Source organism: Flaviramulus basaltis, assembly GCF_900114265.1.
In the GTDB taxonomy this organism is placed as follows: Bacteria; Bacteroidota; Bacteroidia; order Flavobacteriales; family Flavobacteriaceae; genus Flaviramulus; species Flaviramulus basaltis.
Window position 1 is genome coordinate 1,375,105 of sequence record NZ_FPKV01000001.1, and the last position, 19,362, is coordinate 1,394,466.

Annotated in this window: 20 protein-coding genes and 1 riboswitch; of the genes, 19 read left to right on the forward strand and 1 reads right to left on the reverse strand. The window is 32.1% G+C overall.

Annotated elements, in window-relative coordinates:
- The first annotated feature begins 61 nt into the window (after positions 1–61).
- From BT151_RS06205 to BT151_RS06295, 19 genes are all read left to right on the forward strand, one after another.
- Complete coding sequence (locus tag BT151_RS06205) at positions 62–475, forward strand: RrF2 family transcriptional regulator (protein ID WP_072400862.1); 414 nt, start codon at positions 62–64, stop codon at positions 473–475.
- A 166-nt stretch (positions 476–641) separates the two neighbouring features.
- Positions 642–905 carry a DUF2061 domain-containing protein gene (locus BT151_RS06210; RefSeq protein ID WP_072400863.1) on the forward strand — a complete coding sequence of 88 codons (264 nt, stop codon included), beginning with the start codon at positions 642–644 and terminating at the stop codon, positions 903–905.
- A complete protein-coding gene (locus BT151_RS06215) occupies positions 905–1,525 on the forward strand; it encodes a phosphoadenosine phosphosulfate reductase domain-containing protein (RefSeq protein ID WP_072400864.1) in 621 nt (206 codons plus the stop codon). The genes BT151_RS06210 and BT151_RS06215 overlap by 1 nt, the downstream gene beginning before the upstream one ends.
- Before the next feature lie 22 nt (positions 1,526–1,547).
- Complete coding sequence (cysD, locus tag BT151_RS06220; protein WP_072400865.1) at positions 1,548–2,453, forward strand: sulfate adenylyltransferase subunit CysD; 906 nt, start codon at positions 1,548–1,550, stop codon at positions 2,451–2,453.
- Between the two features lie 116 nt (positions 2,454–2,569).
- Positions 2,570–3,817 (forward strand): sulfate adenylyltransferase subunit 1, encoded by a 1,248-nt coding sequence (locus BT151_RS06225; protein WP_072400866.1) that lies wholly within the window; start codon positions 2,570–2,572, stop codon positions 3,815–3,817.
- A gap of 9 nt (positions 3,818–3,826) precedes the next feature.
- Positions 3,827–5,932, forward strand: a complete 2,106-nt coding sequence (locus BT151_RS06230) for a HEPN domain-containing protein (protein ID WP_072400867.1) — start codon at positions 3,827–3,829, stop codon at positions 5,930–5,932.
- 9 nt (positions 5,933–5,941) lie between these two features.
- Positions 5,942–6,706, forward strand: a complete 765-nt coding sequence (gene cobA / locus BT151_RS06235) for a uroporphyrinogen-III C-methyltransferase (protein WP_072400868.1) — start codon at positions 5,942–5,944, stop codon at positions 6,704–6,706.
- A gap of 3 nt (positions 6,707–6,709) precedes the next feature.
- The gene (locus BT151_RS06240) at positions 6,710–7,294 is read left to right on the forward strand and encodes a precorrin-2 dehydrogenase/sirohydrochlorin ferrochelatase family protein (RefSeq protein ID WP_072400869.1); all 585 of its coding nucleotides are present in this window, start codon (positions 6,710–6,712) and stop codon (positions 7,292–7,294) included.
- A 1-nt stretch (position 7,295) separates the two neighbouring features.
- The gene (locus tag BT151_RS06245) at positions 7,296–8,345 is read left to right on the forward strand and encodes an NAD(P)/FAD-dependent oxidoreductase (RefSeq protein ID WP_072400870.1); all 1,050 of its coding nucleotides are present in this window, start codon (positions 7,296–7,298) and stop codon (positions 8,343–8,345) included.
- A gap of 42 nt (positions 8,346–8,387) precedes the next feature.
- A complete protein-coding gene (gene epsC, locus BT151_RS06250; protein ID WP_072400871.1) occupies positions 8,388–9,125 on the forward strand; it encodes a serine O-acetyltransferase EpsC in 738 nt (245 codons plus the stop codon).
- Entirely contained in the window at positions 9,115–10,005 is an 891-nt protein-coding gene (gene cysM / locus BT151_RS06255) for a cysteine synthase CysM (protein ID WP_072400872.1), read from the forward strand. Before epsC ends, cysM begins: the two co-directional genes overlap by 11 nt.
- Positions 10,006–10,016: 11 nt before the next feature.
- On the forward strand, positions 10,017–10,922 hold the full coding sequence (locus tag BT151_RS06260) for a metallophosphoesterase (RefSeq protein ID WP_072400873.1): 906 nt from the start codon (positions 10,017–10,019) through the stop codon (positions 10,920–10,922).
- Between the two features lie 55 nt (positions 10,923–10,977).
- A riboswitch (SAM riboswitch) is annotated at positions 10,978–11,089 on the forward strand.
- 51 nt (positions 11,090–11,140) lie between these two features.
- Positions 11,141–12,154: a homocysteine S-methyltransferase family protein gene (locus tag BT151_RS06265; protein ID WP_072400874.1), complete on the forward strand. Its 1,014-nt coding sequence runs from the start codon at positions 11,141–11,143 to the stop codon at positions 12,152–12,154.
- 11 nt (positions 12,155–12,165) lie between these two features.
- Positions 12,166–12,447: an antibiotic biosynthesis monooxygenase family protein gene (locus tag BT151_RS06270; RefSeq protein WP_072400875.1), complete on the forward strand. Its 282-nt coding sequence runs from the start codon at positions 12,166–12,168 to the stop codon at positions 12,445–12,447.
- A complete protein-coding gene (gene metH / locus BT151_RS06275; protein WP_072400876.1) occupies positions 12,447–15,122 on the forward strand; it encodes a methionine synthase in 2,676 nt (891 codons plus the stop codon). The genes BT151_RS06270 and metH overlap by 1 nt, the downstream gene beginning before the upstream one ends.
- A 212-nt stretch (positions 15,123–15,334) precedes the next feature.
- Positions 15,335–15,571, forward strand: coding sequence for a hypothetical protein (locus BT151_RS06280; protein ID WP_072400877.1), 237 nt, complete (start codon positions 15,335–15,337; stop codon positions 15,569–15,571).
- The gene (gene metF / locus BT151_RS06285) at positions 15,572–16,528 is read left to right on the forward strand and encodes a methylenetetrahydrofolate reductase [NAD(P)H] (RefSeq protein ID WP_072400878.1); all 957 of its coding nucleotides are present in this window, start codon (positions 15,572–15,574) and stop codon (positions 16,526–16,528) included.
- Between the two features lie 40 nt (positions 16,529–16,568).
- Positions 16,569–17,666, forward strand: a complete 1,098-nt coding sequence (locus BT151_RS06290; protein ID WP_072400879.1) for an acyloxyacyl hydrolase — start codon at positions 16,569–16,571, stop codon at positions 17,664–17,666.
- Positions 17,663–18,412 (forward strand): head GIN domain-containing protein, encoded by a 750-nt coding sequence (locus tag BT151_RS06295; protein WP_072400880.1) that lies wholly within the window; start codon positions 17,663–17,665, stop codon positions 18,410–18,412. Before BT151_RS06290 ends, BT151_RS06295 begins: the two co-directional genes overlap by 4 nt.
- Here BT151_RS06295 and gldA read toward each other — a convergent pair.
- The gene (gldA, locus tag BT151_RS06300) at positions 18,409–19,305 is read right to left on the reverse strand and encodes a gliding motility-associated ABC transporter ATP-binding subunit GldA (RefSeq protein ID WP_072400881.1); all 897 of its coding nucleotides are present in this window, start codon (positions 19,303–19,305) and stop codon (positions 18,409–18,411) included. The genes BT151_RS06295 and gldA overlap by 4 nt on opposite strands.
- Positions 19,306–19,362: the final 57 nt, after the last annotated feature.

Consider the following 19,362-nt stretch of genomic DNA (forward strand, 5'->3'; position numbering starts at 1 on the left):
CATTATTCATTAAAGTTTTCAGGATATTAATTACTTTTCCTAAAATAGCTATATTAGCATCATGTTATCCAAAAAAACTAAATACGGCTTAAAGGCTCTTACTTTTATTGCTAGAAGCGAAGGTGATATGCCTGTGCAAGTAGGTGCTATTGCTAAAGGCGAACAAATACCGCAAAAATTTTTAGAAAGCATATTACTTACTTTAAGAAAATCTGGAATTTTAGGTTCAAAAAAAGGAAAACACGGTGGTTATTATCTAAGAAAAGAACCTTCAGAAATTTTAATGACCGAAGTGATGCGTGTTTTAGAAGGTCCAATTGCAATGGTGCCTTGTGTGAGTTTAAACTTTTACGAAAAGTGCGACGACTGCCCAGATGAACATGCTTGTAGCGTAAATAAACTCATGATTCAAGTTAGAGATAGTACACTCAACGTATTTAGAAATACCACTTTAGCAGATTTGTCTAGCAAATAACACTGAGAATTTCATAAAATAATCTTTAAATCTTGCTTATTTTCTTCTGTTTACTATAAAACTTTCCATAATTCTAAAAAATTGTTAAGACTCTTTTTTGTTTCATAATAAGTTATATATTTGTAATTCCTATTAAATCGGTAGGATTAATATAATATCAAATAAAATGATTAGTCAAGTGTTAATAAAATCATCAGAAAAAGACAAAACGACTTATAAAAGTGATACAGCTTCAGAGAAGCCATTAAGAAGTGTGGTTAAATCTTTAAGTTGGAGAACTATAGGTACTTTAGATACTATTTTAATTTCATGGTTAGTTACTGGAAAATTAGAGTTGGCCTTTTCAATAGGTGGTATTGAGTTGGTTACAAAAATGGTGTTATACTTTTTTCACGAACGCATTTGGAATTCAATTAAATGGGGGAAATAATGATAGATCAGAACACAATAGACGATTTAAACAAACAATATAAAAACGCATCACCTGCAGAAATTATTAAAAAAGCTTTTGAGCTTAATAATAAAGCAGTGGTAACTACTAATTTTAGACCATACGAAGCAGCCATTTTACATGCTGTAAATTCTGTAGAATCTAAAACTCCAGTAGTTTGGTGTGATACAGGTTATAATACACCACAAACTTACAGGCATGCAGAACAGGTAATTAAAGATTTGGATTTAAACATCTTTTTATATGTTCCCAAACAAACATCGGCACATCGCGATGTGGTTATGGGAATTCCTAGTGTTGAAGCGCCAGAACATGCTTTGTTTACAGAACAAGTAAAACTGGAGCCTTTTAAACGTGCTATGGATGAGCATAAACCAAAAGTATGGTTTACAAACTTGCGCCAAGGGCAAACAGCGTTTAGAGATAGTATTGGTATTTTTAGTGTAAGTAAAGATGGTGTTTTAAAAGTAAGCCCATTTTACTATTGGTCTGATGAAAAATTAGATACATATTTAGAAGAAAATAACTTACCAAACGAGTTTAAATACTTCGACCCAACAAAAGCTTTAGAAAACAGAGAGTGTGGTTTACACGCTTAAGATAATTGATAAAATGAATATGATGAACAAAGATACATCACATATAAATTCGCTTGAAAACGAAGCTATTTATATTATGAGAGAAGTAGCAGCCCAATTTGAAAAACCGGTGTTGTTATTCTCTGGAGGAAAAGATTCTATTACTTTGGTAAGATTAGCTGTAAAGGCATTTTACCCAGCAAAAGTTCCTTTCCCTTTAATGCATATTGATACAGGACATAATTTTCCTGAAACTATTGAATTTAGAGATCGTTTGGTTGAAGAATTAGGTTTGGAATTAATTGTTAGAAACGTACAAGATTCTATTGACGAAGGAAAAGTTAAAGAAGAATCTGGACGTTATGCAAGTAGAAATATGTTGCAAACTACTACACTTTTAGATGCTATTGAAGAATTTAAATTTGATGCTTGTATTGGTGGTGCGCGTCGTGATGAAGAAAAAGCAAGAGCTAAAGAACGTATTTTTTCTGTACGTGACGATTTTGGACAATGGGATGAAAAAAACCAACGTCCAGAATTATTTGATATGTTGAATGGTGAAATTGAGCACGGACAAAATGTGCGTGTATTTCCAATTTCAAACTGGACAGAATTAGATGTTTGGTCTTATATAGAAGAAGAAAATATTGAAATTCCATCAATCTATTTTGCGCACAAACGTAAAGTGTTTTTAAGAGATGGCATGATTTGGTCTGCAGATGATGAGGTTGTTTACAGAGATGCACACGAAGAAGTTCTTGAAGAAATGGTGCGTTTTAGAACCGTAGGTGATATGAGTTGTACAGCTGCTGTACTTTCTGAGGCATCAACAATTTCTAAAGTAGTAGAAGAAATTAGAGATTCTACAATTTCAGAACGTGGCGCCCGTATAGACGATAAACGCTCTGAAGCAGCTATGGAAAAACGTAAACAACAAGGGTATTTTTAAAAATTTGTGAAACAAATTTTTGCCTTTAGCTTTTGGTAGTTAGCCATTAGCAAAAAATTAAAAGAAATATTTAATAAGCTAAAAGCCAAGAGCAAATAGCTAACAGCCAAATAAAAATGGAAGTATTAAAAATTGCAACAGCAGGAAGTGTAGATGATGGGAAAAGTACCTTAATTGGACGTATACTTTACGATACAAAATCATTAACTACAGATAAATTAGATGCTATTAAAAAAACAAGTAAGCAACGTGGTTACGATTACTTAGATTTTTCATTAGCAACCGATGGTTTAGTTGCCGAAAGAGAACAAGGAATCACAATTGATGTGGCTCATATTTATTTTTCAACTAATAAAAAAAGCTACATTATTGCCGATACTCCAGGTCATGTGGAATACACACGTAACATGGTAACAGGCGCTTCAACTTCACAAGCTTCAATAATTTTAATTGATGCGAGAAAAGGGGTTATTGAGCAAACTAATCGTCATTTTTTCATCAATAATTTATTGAGAATTAAAGATGTTGTTGTGGCGATTAACAAAATGGATTTGGTTGATTATTCCGAAGAAACTTATAATAAAATCAAAGCAGATTTTTCTGAGTTGATGAGTAAGCGTGATTATCAAGACCAAAAAATAACATTCATTCCTGTAAGTGCATTAAAAGGTGATAATGTTGTAAATAGATCTAATAATATGTCTTGGTATACAGGAGAATCTTTATTAGAACATTTAGAGCAACTTGATAAAAAAGATATTTACAATGTGGGAACACCACGTTTTCCAGTGCAATATGTTATTCGTCCAAAAACTGAAGATTTTCACGATTTTAGAGGCTATGCAGGAAAAGTTTATGGTGGTGAGTTAAGTGTAGGTGACGATATTGTGGTATTGCCATCAAAAACTAAATCAAAAATAAAAGATATTTATTTCTATGATGAGAAGTATAAAACGGCTTCAAGACGTTCTTCAGTAACCATCACTTTAGAAAATGATATTAATGTAAGTCGTGGAGACATGATTGTTAAAGAAGGCGATTTGCCAACTATAGACAAGCAATTTACAGCCAATGTGTGTTGGATGGATTCTGAAAACTTAACCGTTGGAGGAAAATATGTAGTACAACATGGCATCAATAAAGTATTAGCTAAGGTTGATAAAATCAATCATAAAATTCATCCAGATTATTCAGGTATAGATTCTGAAGCAACATCATTAGGTGTTAACGATATCGCATCGGTAACCTTTAAATTAAACAAGCCTATTTTTTACGATCAGTTTAAAAATCATAGAACAAATGGCTCTTTTATTTTAATAGATACACAAAATAATAATACCGTTGGTGCTGGCTTCATTCAATAAAAAAAGAATATGCAAAGTTTTAGAACAGAAATAGAAAATCCAGTTGTTGAGAACGACATTATAGAATTAGCTAATAAAATTGAGCTGTTTCATAATGGGAAAATTGACGAGGAAAAATTTAGAAGTCTTCGTTTAGCACGTGGTGTTTACGGTCAACGTCAAGAAGGCGTACAAATGATTCGTATAAAATTACCTTACGGAAAAGTTAAGAGTAATCAATTACGAAGAATTTCTGAAGTTTCTGATGAATATTCTCGTGGGCGTTTACACATTACAACACGTCAAGATATTCAAATTCACTATGTCGATTTAAATAGAACGCCAGAACTTTGGGCAGAATTAGAACGCGACGATGTTACGCTTCGTGAAGCTTGTGGAAACACCGTTCGTAACGTAACAGCTAGTGAAACTGCGGGTATTGATGTTAACGAACCGTTTGATGTGTCTCCTTATGCAGATGCATTATTCAAGTTCTTTTTACGTAACCCAATTTGTCAAGAAATGGGACGTAAGTTTAAAGTGTCTTTTTCATCTTCAGATGAAGATACGGGATTATCTTACATGCACGATTTAGGTTTTATTGCTAAAATCCAAAATGGTGTTCGTGGTTTTAAAGTGATGATTGGTGGTGGGTTAGGTTCACAACCACGTCATGCCGATGTGCTATATGATTTTTTAGAAACAGATAAAATAATTCCAACAATGGAAGGTGTTTTAAGAGTTTTTGACCGTCATGGTGAACGTAAAAGTCGTGCCAAAGCACGTATGAAATTCTTAATAAAAGATATAGAATTAGATGCTTTTAAAGCTTTAGTTGAAGAAGAGCAAAATGCTATAGAGTTTAAATCGGTTGCTATTGATGCTGATGCTTATGAAGTTTCAAAACCAGTTTCAGTTGAAGCACCAAAAGTAGAAATTAAAAATCAGGCAGCTTTCGATTTATGGAAATCAACAAATCTAATCCCACAAAAACAAGCAGGTTATTTTGGTATTGGTATTAAAGTGCTTTTAGGAGATTTTTATACAGATAAAGCAAGACTTTTAGCTGATTTAGTAGAGAAATATGCAGCAGGAGAAATTCGCTTATCACTTCGTCAAAACATTGTTATTCCTTTTGTAAAAGAAGATTTAATACCTTTCTTTTATAAAGAATTAGAAAAACTTGGTTTTGTTGAAGCAGGTTATAATAAGGCAGTTGATATTACAGCTTGTCCGGGAACAGATACTTGTAATTTAGGTATTGCAAGTAGTACAGGAATAGCAGATGAGTTAGAGCGTGTTTTAAAAGCAGAATACCCACAATATTTAAAAAATAATGATTTAGTTATTAAAATAAGTGGTTGTATGAATGCTTGTGGGCAACACAATATGGCAAATATTGGTTTTCAAGGAATGTCTGTTCGTACGCCAGATAAATTAGTTGCTCCAGCTTTACAGGTATTGCTAGGTGGTGGTAATTTAGGTGATGGAAATGGTTTGTTTGCAGATAAAGTTGTGAAAGTGCCAAGTAGAAGAGGTCCAGAAGCTTTACGTAGAATCTTAAACGATTTTGAAGCTAACGCAAGCGGAAAGCAATTTGTAGAGTATTATAAAGAAAAAGGTGATCGATATTTTTACGATTTGTTAAATGATTTACAAGATGTTACAAATTTAACTCAAGAAGATTTTATTGATTGGGGAGAAGAAGAAAAATATGTTAAAGAAATAGGTATTGGTGAATGTGCTGGTGTTGTTATCGATTTAATTGCAACTTTGTTTTTAGAAAGTGAAGAAAAGATTGAAAATGCTAGAGAATCATTCAATAATAAAGTATATTCAAGTGCTATTTATCATGCATATAGTTCTTTAGTTAATTCCGCGAAAGCGTTATTATTAGCTGAAAACAAGAAAACAAATACGCATGCGGGAATTATAAGTCAGTTTGATGAGTTATTTGTAGAAAGCGGACGCATTGATTTAGGTGTTTCTTTTTCAGAATTGATTTATCAAATTAATAAATTTGCTCCAACTGAGGATTTTGCATCAAAATATATAGAAAATTCAAACGAGTTTTTACAAAAAGTTAGAACTTACAGAGAAAACGAAACAAACACGCTTGGAAAAAAAGCAGTTTAAAAAATAGAGATGAGTTTAAAAACCCCAAAGTTAACTGTTGTAGGTGCAGGTCCTGGCGATGTCGATTTAATTACGCTTAAAGCAATAAAAGCAATTGAATCTGCAGACGTAATACTTTACGATGCACTTATTAACGAGGAGTTACTTAAATATGCTTCCAAAAAAACGGAGCTTATTTTTGTGGGTAAACGTAAAGGCTGTTATGCATTTCAGCAAGAACAAATTAACGAACTTATTGTTAGTAAAGCTAAAGAAAAAGGTCATGTGGTGCGTTTAAAAGGAGGTGATCCTTTTGTTTTTGGACGCGGAGCAGAAGAGATTGATTATGTAAGGGAATTTGGTTTAGAAACATTTGTGGTTCCAGGAATTTCATCAGCTTTAGCAGTTCCAGCATATCAAGGTATTCCGTTAACTAAACGAGGTTCATCCGAAAGTTTTTGGGTAATTACAGCAACTACAAAAGCACATCAATTATCGACCGATATTGCACTAGCAGCAAAATCAACAGCGACTGTTGTTATTTTAATGGGCATGCATAAATTGAGTGAGATTGTTAAAGTGTTTTATGCAGAAAATAAGAGAAATACACCAATTGCAATCATTCAAAACGGTACAAGAGAAGATGAAAATGTAGGTATAGGAACGATTCGCGATATTCAACAAATTGTTAAGGAAAAGGAATTATCATCGCCAGCAATTATCATTATTGGAGATGTTGTTAAAGAGCGTGTTGTTCTAGATTCAATTTATAAAGAAGTTATTTCAAAAGAATAAGTTGTGGAAAGAAATAATTTATATCCCATTTTTTTAAAAGCAAAAAACCTAAATGTCCTTATTGTAGGAGGTGGTTTTGTAGCTGAAGAAAAATTAACTTTTCTTCTAAAATCAAGTCCCGATGCAAATGTTACTATGGTATCACCAATGTTTAGAGAAGGTACAGTTGAGCTTGCAAAAAAAGGGAATGTTAAATTATTGAAAAGAAGATATAGTAAACGGTATCTAAAAGGAAAGCATATTGTTGTCGCTACGACTGATGTTCCTAGAGTTAATGTTGAGGTTTATAAACATTGCCGTAAAAGAAGCATTTTAGTAAATGTAGCAGACAATCCACCATATTGCGATTTTTATATGGGTGGTATAGTAACAAAGGGTAATGTGAAAGTGGCTATTTCAACAAATGGTAAATCGCCAACAACAGCCAAAAGATTACGTCAATTTTTTGAGGATGTTATTCCAGAAAATGTAGACGATTTAGTGAAGAATTTAAACGAATATAGAAAAACAATAAAAGGAGATTTCGAAGAAAAAGTGGAAACGCTAAACGAATTCACCAAAGGATTAATTGAAAAGAAAGAGTATTAAAATGATTAAAACGGATATACTTATCATAGGCGCAGGACCTACAGGATTATTTACAGTTTTTGAAGCAGGATTATTAAAATTAAAATGTCATTTAATTGATGCATTACCACAAGCAGGTGGGCAATGTTCAGAGATTTATCCAAAAAAACCAATTTATGATATTCCTGGTTTTCCAGAAATATTAGCAGGCGATTTAACTAAAAATTTACTAGAACAAGGCAAACAATTTGAGCCTGGTTTTACTTTAGGTGAACGTGCCGAAACTATAGAAAAACAAGAAGATGGTTCTTTTATTGTAACAACAAATAAAGGAACACAACACCAAGCACCAATAGTAGCAATTGCAGGAGGTTTAGGGTCTTTCGAACCTAGAAAACCAGCTATTGAAGGTATTGCAGATTATGAAGATAATGGTGTTGAGTACATAATTAAAGATCCAGAATTTTATCGCGATAAAAAAGTAGTGATTTCTGGTGGTGGAGATTCTGCTTTAGATTGGAGTATATTTTTGACAGATATAGCTTCTTCAGTTACCTTAATTCACAGAAGAAATGAGTTTAGAGGTGCTTTAGATTCTGTAGAAAAAGTTAGAGAATTAACACTTCTAAATAAAATAAAATTAATCACACCAGCTGAGGTTACAGGATTAAATGGTGATGGTAAAATAGAATCGGTTACAGTGACTAAAGATGGCGAAGAAACTATTTTAGAAACCGATCATTTTATTCCATTATTTGGCTTGTCTCCAAAATTAGGGCCTATTGGTAATTGGGGATTAGATATAGAAAAAAACGCTATAAAAGTTGATAATTCATTAAACTATCAAACTAACATTCCTGGTGTTTTTGCTATTGGTGATGTAAATACTTATCCTGAGAAATTAAAATTAATTCTGTGTGGTTTTCATGAGGCAACATTAATGTGTCAAGCGGCTTACCGAATTATAAATCCAGGTAAAAAGTATGTTTTAAAATACACAACAGTTAGTGGTATTGATGGATTTGATGGAACACGTAAAGAAGCACCTAAAGCAGTTGTGCAATCTATTTAGTAAGTTTTTATAAATTCGCAAATATTATTGTGATTGAAATATATGAAAAGTTATAATGTTTGCTTAAAAGATACCGTTAAAACGTTTACTAAAAAACTCTTTTATTCGCTGTTTGATTGTGACCAAGAAGTAGCTCATGAAGATTATTTAGAAAAAACATTTCTAAAAATACTGACTAAGTTAGAGATTGAAAATGGTGATAACATTTGGAAAGAATTTAAATCTGAACTTCCAGGAATAAGAAGAAAATTAGATTTAGACGCCATTGCTTTTGAAAGTAATGATCCTGCATCTCACAGTTTGGAAGAAATCTATATGGCATATCCTGGGTTTCACGCCATTTCAATTTATAGGCTAAGTCATGCGCTTTATAAATTAAATGTGCACATTTTACCAAGGATGATGAGTGAATATATTCATGGTATTACAGGTGTTGATATTCATCCAGGAGCAACTATTGGCGAGTCTTTTTATATTGACCACGGTACAGGAATTGTAATTGGAGAAACGTCAATAATAGGTGACAAGGTTAAAATTTACCAAGGGGTTACTTTAGGCGGAATTCAAGTTTCTAAAGATTTAGCAAAAGTAAAAAGGCATCCAACAATTCAAGATAATGTAACTATTTATGCAAATGCAACAGTTCTTGGTGGAGAAATTGTAATTGGTGCAAATAGTATTATTGGTGCAAATGTTTGGATTACACATTCGGTTCCAGAAAACTCACTAGTTACCTACCAAACTGAAATTAAAATCAGACCTAAAAAGAATGGAATTTGAGAACAGTATTATTGGCGAAATAGGAAATACACCTTTAGTTGAGGCTATTCATCTTATTTCAAAAAAAGGTGTGCGATTGTTTTTAAAATTAGAAGGTAACAATCCTGGTGGCAGTGTAAAAGATAGACCTGCTTTTAACATGATTAATGAAGCCTTAAAAAGAGGCGATATTAAAAAAGGCGGAACTCTAGTTGAGGCTACCAGCGGAAATACAGGCATTGCTTTGGCTTTTATCTCAAAATTATTAGGTTTAAACATGGTTTTAATCATGCCTGAAAATTCTACTGAAGAGCGTGTAAAAACCATGCGTGCTTATGGCGCTGAAGTTATTCTAACACCAGCGGATATTGGAATTGAAGGGTCACGTGATTTAGCGTTTAAACTTCGAGATGAAAAAGGATATACGCTTTTAAATCAGTTTGAAAATGATGATAATTGGAAAGCGCATTATAAAACAACAGGGCCAGAAATTTGGGAAGCTACTAAAGGTGAAATAACACATTTTGTAGCAACTATGGGTACAACTGGAACTATAATGGGAAGTTCTACTTATCTAAAAGAAAAGAATAAAAACATAACAATTGTAGGCGCACAACCAGCTGATGGTGCAAGAATTCCAGGTATTAGAAAATGGTCTCCAGATTATGTTCCTAAATTTTTTGATCGTTCTAAAGTAGATATCGTAATAGATGTTACTGAAGAAGATGCGAAAGTAACAACACAACGCTTAGCAAAAGAAGAGGGTGTTTTTGCAGGTATGAGTAGTGGCGGTTCAGTGTTTTGTGCATTAAAAATAGCAGAATCTATAGAACAAGGGGTTATTGTGGCTATTATTTGCGATAGAGGCGATCGTTATTTGTCTTCATCATTGTTTGAGTAAAACAGGAAATCATGATAAAAAAAGCATTAATATTTTTTTTAGCCATAACTGTTCTAGCTTGTAAGAAAAAAGACGAAATTAAAACTCAATCCAATTTCCAAATTGGTATCGTTTCCGATTGTCAATACTGTTATTGTGAGCCAAATAAAGATTTTAAGAGATACTATAAAAATTCCACCTCTAAATTCAAAAAAGCTATTCAAGAATTTAATAGTAATAATTTAGATTATACCATTCATTTGGGTGATTTTATAGATCAAGATTTTAATAGTTTTGATTCTGTTTTGCCTATTTGGAATACTTTAAAATCGCAGCATTATCAAGTTTTAGGAAATCATGATTTTAGTGTGGAAGATTCATTAAAAGAAAGCGTTCCTAAAAAAATGGGAATGGACAATAGGTATTATAGTATTAAAAAAAATAATTGGCGATTTATTGTGTTAGATGGTAACGACCTTAGTTTTTTTGGAACCACTTCAAATAAAAAGAAACAAGAAACAGATTCTATATATAAATTACTTAAAAGCGAAGGTTATAAAAATATACAAACTTGGAATGGTGGTTTAAGTTTAGAGCAATTAAAATGGGTTCAATCAGAACTAGATTCTTCTTTAATTAAAAAAGAAAAAGTTGGATTTTATTGTCATTTTCCAGTAGCAGCAAACGATACCATGCATAGTTTGTGGAATTATAATCAGTTTTTTAAATTAATAGACCAATATAATACAGTAAAATTCTATTTTAACGGACACAATCATGCCGGAGGTTACTTTACTAGAAATGGTGTTCATTTTTTAACTTTTAAAGGAATGGTCGATTATGCAGATAGTACAGCATATTCTGTTGCAACTATTTCAAAAGACTCTATTTTTATTAAAGGCTATGGAAGAGAAAAATCGAGAAATTTAGAATTATAGTATAAAAAATATACTTATTTGTGTTATTTTTGTTCACTAGTTCATAATAGTATTAATGTTATCAAGAAAGGTAGAGGGAATAGACCCGCTGAAGCCTTGGCAACCCTTTAACTTTAAAGAAGGTGCTAAATTCTACTAATAATTTAAAATTATTGGAAAGATAACGAAAAGTGTTTTCCTTACTTTTCTTGATGACATATAGATATAACATAAGTAATATGTCAAACATAAAACAAGCTTTACAAGAACGTATTTTAGTGCTCGACGGTGCGATGGGTACAATGCTTCAACGTTATAAATTCACTGAAGAAGATTTTAGAGGTGAACGCTTCAAAGATTACCCAACGCCATTGCAAGGGAATAACGATTTACTGTCTATTACTCAGCCAGAAGCTATTAAAACCATTCACGGAAAATATTTTGAAGCAGGAGCAGATATTGTTGAAACTAATACGTTTTCAGGAACAACAATTGCTATGGCAGATTATCAAATGGAAGATTTGGTATATGAGTTAAATTACCAATCGGCTAAAATAGCTAAAGAAGTTGCAGATGAGTTTACCGCTAAAGAACCTCATAAACCTCGTTTTGTAGCAGGTTCTATTGGCCCAACAAACCGTACAGCAAGTATGTCCCCAGATGTAAACGATCCTGGTTATAGAGCAGTCACTTTTGATGAGTTACGAGTTGCATACAAACAACAAGTTGAAGCTTTGTTAGATGGTGGTGCAGATTTATTGTTAGTAGAAACGGTATTCGATACTTTAAATGCCAAAGCAGCACTATTTGCTATTGAAGAAGTAAAAGAAGAAAGAAATATAGATGTGCCAATAATGTTAAGTGGAACCATTACAGATGCTTCTGGTAGAACTTTATCAGGTCAAACAGCTGAAGCTTTTTTAATTTCGGTATCGCATATTCCATTACTGTCTATTGGTTTTAATTGTGCTTTAGGTGCTAATTTATTACAACCACATTTAGAAGCTATAGCTAATAAAACGGACTTAGCTATTTCAGCACATCCTAATGCAGGTTTACCAAATGCTTTTGGAGAATATGATGAGTCTCCAGAGGAAATGGGCGAGCAAATTGAAGAATATTTAAAAAGAGATTTAATAAATATTATTGGAGGTTGTTGTGGTACAACACCAGATCATATTAAAGTTATTGCAAAAATAGCAGCAAAATACAAACCACGTCGTCATGCTGAATTTGTTTCAGCATCACATTAAAAAAGGATAACATGGTATTAGAAGTAGCTATTTTAAATATCAAGAAAGGACTTTCAGTAGGTTTTGAAAATAATTTCAAAAAAGCAGAGATTATTATTTCTTCAATGAAAGGCTATATGTCTCATGAGTTGAAAAAATGTATCGAACAAAACGATAAATATATATTATTAGTGAACTGGGAAACGATTGAAGATCATGAAATAGGGTTTAGACAATCGGAAGAGTACCAAAAATGGAAAGCGTTATTACATCATTTTTACGAGCCTTTCCCTACAGTAGAGCATTATAGATAATGAAAATAAAACAAACAAAATATATGAAATTGTCTGGTTTAGAGCCTTTGGTTTTAAACGAAAACAGCAATTTTATAAACGTTGGAGAACGAACAAACGTAGCCGGATCAAGAAAATTTTTAAGGCTTATTAAAGAGGAGAGATTTGATGAGGCTCTAGATATAGCACGTCATCAAGTAGATGGAGGTGCGCAAATTATTGACATTAATTTTGACGATGGTCTTATTGATGGTAAAGAGTCTATGGTGCGTTTTTTAAACCTCATAGCTGCCGAACCAGATATTTCTCGTGTTCCTATAATGATTGATAGCTCAAAATGGGAAATTATTGAAGCAGGTTTACAAGTTGTTCAAGGAAAATGTGTGGTAAATTCTATTTCTCTAAAAGAAGGTGAAGAGAAATTTATATGGAAAGCTAAACAAATAAAACGTTACGGAGCTGCAGTAATTGTTATGGCTTTTGATGAAGTTGGGCAAGCCGATAATTATGAGCGTAGAATTGAAATAGCAACAAAATCTTATAGAATATTAGTTGATAAAGTTGGTTTTCCTTCAGAAGATATCATTTTCGATTTAAATATATTTCCTGTAGCAACAGGAATGGATGAGCATAAAAAAAATGCTATCGATTTTATTGAAGCAACACGTTGGGTTCGTCAAAATTTACCAAATGTAAGTGTAAGCGGAGGAGTTAGTAACGTGTCGTTTTCATTTAGAGGAAACGATGGTGTTCGTGAAGCCATGCACTCGGTATTTTTATATCATGCCATTCAAGCAGGTATGAATATTGGTATTGTTAATCCTGCCCTTTTAGAGGTTTATGATGATATTCCTAAAGATTTATTAGAACATGTTGAAGATGTTATTTTAGATAGACGAGATGATGCAACCGAAAGATTACTTGATTTTGCTGAAACCGTTAAAGGTTCTAAAGTTGAAAAAGGAGTCGATTTATCTTGGCGAGAAAACCCTATTCAAGATCGTATTACCCATGCTTTAGTAAAAGGAATTGATGCTTTTATTATTGAAGATGTTGAAACGGCAAGACAAGAAGCAGAAAAACCAATAGATGTTATTGAAGGGAATTTAATGATAGGCATGAATGTGGTTGGAGATTTATTTGGAGCAGGGAAAATGTTTTTGCCTCAGGTTGTAAAATCGGCAAGGGTAATGAAAAAAGCTGTAGCCTATTTAAATCCGTTTATTGAAGCCGAAAAAGGTGATAAGCAAGAGCCTGTAGGGAAAGTGCTAATGGCAACAGTTAAAGGAGATGTGCATGATATTGGTAAAAATATTGTGAGTGTCGTTTTAGCTTGTAATAATTACGAAATAGTCGATTTAGGCGTTATGGTTCCGCCAGAAAAAATTATAGCAATGGCTATAAAGGAAAAAGTTGATATCATTGGTTTATCTGGTTTAATAACACCATCACTTGACGAAATGGTGTATTTAGCAAAAGAAATGCAACGTGAGAATTTTGAAATTCCTTTATTGATTGGAGGCGCAACAACATCAAAAGCACACACTGCAGTAAAAATAGATACACAATATACAAATGCCGTTGTGCATGTTAACGATGCATCTAGAGCAGTTACGGTTGTTGGAGATTTGTTAAATAAGAAAACATCCAACAATTATGTAGCAGCAATGAAAAAAGATTATGATGAATTCCGCGCCAAGTTTTTAAAACGAGGTAAGGAGAAATCATATATTTCATTAAACGAAGCAAGAAAACGTAAGTTTAAAATAGATTGGAAAACTTCTGAAACGATAAAACCTAAAGAAATAGGTGTTCAGATTTTAAAACAATTAAGCTTAAAGGAATTAGTGCCTTTTATAGATTGGAGTCCATTTTTTAGAAGCTGGGATTTACATGGTAAATATCCTAATATTTTAACCGATGAGGTTGTTGGAGAACAGGCCACGCAATTGTTTGCAGATGCTCAAGAAATGTTAAGTGAAATTATAGCTAAACAATCATTAAAACCAAAAGGCGTTTTTGGATTATTTGAAGCAAATGCTATTAATGAAGATGATATTTCAGTTCAGAAAAAAGGAAATGAAGTTGCTGTTTTTAGAACGTTGCGTCAGCAATTAAAGAAACGAGACGGTATTCCTAACATCGCATTAGCCGATTTTATTGCACCTAAAGATACTGGTAAAACAGATTATATTGGAGCCTTTTGTGTTGCTATATTTGGCGCACAGGAATTAGCAGAAAGTTATAGGTCTAAAGAAGATGATTATAACGCGATTATGGCGCAAGCGCTTGCAGATCGTTTTGCTGAAGCTTTTGCAGAATACTTACACAAACAAATAAGAATTAAACATTGGGGTTATGGTGCTAATGAAAATTTAACAAACGAAGATTTAATCAAAGAAAATTACAAAGGCATTCGTCCAGCACCTGGTTATCCAGCATGTCCAGACCATTTAGAAAAAGAAACCATTTGGGAGTTATTAGAGGTCGAAAAACTAATAGGTGTCACACTAACCGAAAGCTTAGCCATGTGGCCAGCAGCAGCAGTTTCTGGTTATTATTTTGCAAATCCTGAAGCAAAATATTTTGGTTTGGGGAAAATTACCGATGACCAAGTAACAGATTTTGCGTTGCGCAAAAATATAGCAAAGGATAAAGCAAGGAAATGGTTGCATCCAAATATTGCTGAAGAGTAAAAATTAGAATTATAAAATTAACAATTTGTTTTATTTTAAATAACAAATCTATCTAAATGAAATAAGAATTTTGCAGTAAAAAAAAGATGAAAAAACTTAGAACGGAGGTAATATTCTTTATCCAACTTTTAATGCTTACCATTACTGCACTAACAATCGCTTATTTCACGTAAAATAATATTATTTAAAAGAAATTATGCAAAATAGTATTTATGGAATTTATTGAATTAAGTTTAGGAAGTCATATGATTTCTCACGGGTACGATAGTGAGAATAAGGAAATCGTAGAGCATGTTTCAGTTGAAACATTTTCGAAGAAACTTGTCGCTATTTCCAGAATAAAATCTGTAAGTGAAAAATATATTTTGACTGATTATTTAGATGGTAGATGGATTTATTGGGAGTATAAGGGAGAATTTGAAGTATTAAAAAAAGCATTAATTAAGTAAATGAAAGTAACAGACCATATTAAAAAGGCAAACGGAAAAACTTTGTTTTCTTTTGAGATTATACCGCCACAAAAGGGAAGAAATATTCAGGAATTGTATAATAATATTGATCCTTTAATGGAGTTCAATCCGCCATTTATTGATGTTACGACATCACGTGAAGAGTATGTTTATATTGATAAAGGCGATGGGCTTTTAGATAGAAAAGTGACTCGTATGCGACCTGGGACGGTTGGTATTTGTGCTGCTATTAAACATAAATATAATGTGGATACAGTACCACATGTTTTGTGTGGAGGTTTTACAAAAGAAGAAACTGAATATTTGTTGGTAGATTGTCATTATCTTGGTATTCATAATGTTATGGCATTGCGTGGTGATGCTATGAGTCATCAAAAATATTTTGAGTGTACAGAAGGAGGTCACCAATATGCTGTGGATTTAGTGTCTCAAATTCAGAATTTGAATACAGGTAAATATTTGCATGATGTTATGGAGGCGGAACATAAATCGGAATTCTGTATTGGTGTAGCAGGTTACCCTGAAAAACACATGGAAGCCCCTTCGTTAAATACAGATTTGAAACGTTTAAAAGCAAAAGTTGATGCTGGAGCAGATTATGTCGTAACTCAAATGTTTTTTGATAATAATAAATTCTTCGAGTTTGTAGATAAAGCTAAAGCAGCAGGTATTAACGTTCCTATTATTCCAGGTATAAAACCTATTGCTGTAAAACGACATTTACAATTGTTGCCACAGGTTTTTAAAATTGATTTACCAGAAACTTTAATAAATGAAGTTGAAAAATGTAAAGACAATAAAGCAGTTAGAGAAGTAGGTATTGAATGGGCAATTAAACAATCAGAAGAACTTAAAAAAGCTGGCGTACCCGTATTGCATTATTACTCTATGGGTAAGAGCGATAATATAAAAGCTATTGCATCGCAGTTGTTCTAATTATTCTGTTATTTTTGCTTTTTTATAAGCAAATCTATTAATGCGTCATTTTCTATTAGGTGTTTTTTATGTAATGTGTAGTTATTCTTTCTCACAAGATAAAGCGCATACTTCTTATGTTGATGTTAATTATTTTAAAGGCAATATTGCACTGCACAATAATGATATTCTACATTTAATAAAAGGACATCCAGAAGGTTTTATTTTAAGTTGGAATAAAAAAACTTATGGTTTTAATAACTGGGAACAACGGTTTAACTATCCTGATTATGGCGTTTCTTTCGCCTATCAAAATTTAAAAAATGACGTTTTAGGAAATAATTATTCACTTTATGCGCATTACAATTTCTATTTTTTAAAGCGGAATTTAATGTTACGTATTGGTCAAGGATTAGCATTTACAACCAATCCTTATGATAAGGAAGAAAACTATAAAAACATTGCTTTTGGTTCTAAATTACTGAGCAGTACCTACTTGATGCTTAATTATAAAAAGGAGCGTATTTTTGATAATTTTGGATTACAAGCAGGCTTTTCACTACTTCATTATTCTAATGCTAATGTAAAAGCACCTAATGCAAGTGTGAATTCAATAACTTTTAATTTAGGGCTGACTTATAATTTAGATGAAGAAAAACTTGAATTTCAAGACACCTTAGATGAAACTGATAAAAAGTTTACACAACCTATAAAATATAATATTGCTTTTAGAGCAGGTATTAATGAAAGTGATGTAGTTGGAAGCGGTCAGTTTCCTTTTTATATAGTTTCGGCTTATGCAGATAAACGTATTAATAGAAAAAGTGCATTGCAGTTAGGTACAGATGTTTTCTTTTCTAAATTTTTAAAAGAACTAATTTATTATCAGAGTGTTTCATTACCTGAAGAAAACGTATCAGGAGATGAAGATTATAAACGCGTTGGAGTTTTTGTAGGACACGAATTATTTATAAATAAAACGTCTTTGGAAACCCAACTAGGATATTATGTTTATTATCCTTTTCATTTTGAAGGAAGAACTTATTCTAGAATAGGTTTAAAACGTTATTTGAATGATAAATGGTTTGGTGCTTTAACATTAAAAACACATGGGGCAAAAGCTGAATGTGTTGAATTTGGAGTAGGTGTAAGATTATGAAAAAACTAGTTTACATATTTGTTTTTAGTTTCCTCATTGCTTGTAATAGTGAAAATGCTGGTGATTGTTTTCAAAAAACAGGAAATATTATTCAGCAAGAAGTTGTGGTTTCTAGTTTTGATAAAATATTAGTTAATCGTGATATCGAATTAATTATTGAAGAAGGTCCAGTTCAAAGTGTAATAATTGAAACAGGTGAAAATTTAATTAATGATGTTAGTGCTATTGTTGTTGATGCTAAACTAACTTTAACAGATGATAATACTTGTAATTATGTTCGAGATTATGGCATTACAAAGGTTTATATAACATCATCAAATATTACTGAAATTAGAAGTTCTACACAATATACAGTAAGTTCAAATGGTGTTTTAACTTACCCTAATTTAAGTCTTTTATCAGAAGATTTTAGTACACCAGATTCGTTTACCAATGGAGATTTTAGATTACAAATTGATAACAATTCATTTCGAGTAGGTTTTAATAATATATCTAATTGTTTTATCTCTGGAAAAACACAAAATCTAAACGTCAGTTTTTATGCAGGAACATCGCGTTTTGAAGGACGAGATTTAATTGCTCAAAATGTTACTATTTGGAATAGAAGTTCTAATGATATGATTGTGAATCCACAACAATCTATTAAAGGGAAAATATCTGGAACAGGTAACGTAATTTCTGTTAGTCAACCTCCAATTATTGAAGTTGAAGAACAATATAAAGGACGACTTATTTTTGAAGATTAATCACTAGTTAACTCTCTAAATAAGCTTTCTAAATTTGCGTTTTTTTGATTGAGTTGAAGAATCTTTAGTTGGTTATCATGTGCAAAATCAAATACATAAGAGCGCATGTCTTCAGAAGTTTTAAAAGTGATTTCGTAAACAAAGTCGTATGTATTTGTGACACTTTTTACTTTAGGTAATTTTAATAGAAAAGCATCTTCAACACGATAATCAAATTCAACAATCACAACTTGTTCTTTTTCGTCTCTAAGATCTTTTAGTTTTTTATCAGCAACAATTTCTCCTTTATTAATAATAATAACTCGTTCACAAATAGCTTCAACTTCTTGCATGATGTGTGTTGAAAGAAATACAGTTTTAGTTTTGCCAATGGTTTTAATAAGATTTCTAATATCTACTAATTGGTTTGGATCTAAACCAGTAGTTGGTTCATCTAAAATTAAAACATCAGGATCGTGTAATAACGCATTAGCTAAACCGACACGTTGGCGATAGCCTTTGGAGAGTTGTCCTATTTTTTTATGAGATTCAGGTGTTAAACCGGTTAGTTCAATAACTTCATCAATGCGTTTTTTGCTTATGTTATAAATATGAGCATTAAAAGCTAAATATTCTTTAATATACATATCTAAATACAAAGGGTTGTGTTCGGGTAAATAACCAACACTTTGTTGTACTTGTTGCTTATTTGTGTCAACATCATATCCATTTACTTTTGCACTGCCTTCATTGGCATTTAAGTAAGTGGTTAGAATTTTCATCATGGTAGATTTTCCAGCACCGTTAGGGCCTAAAAAACCAACAATTTCTGGTTTTTCAACTTTAAAAGATATTTGGTTTAAAGCCTTTTGATTTCCGTAAAGTTTTGAAATCCCTTTTACTTCAATAGACATAATTAAAATTATTTGTTCAAAAATAATGATTATCTAATGTAATATAAGTTTTGCTGT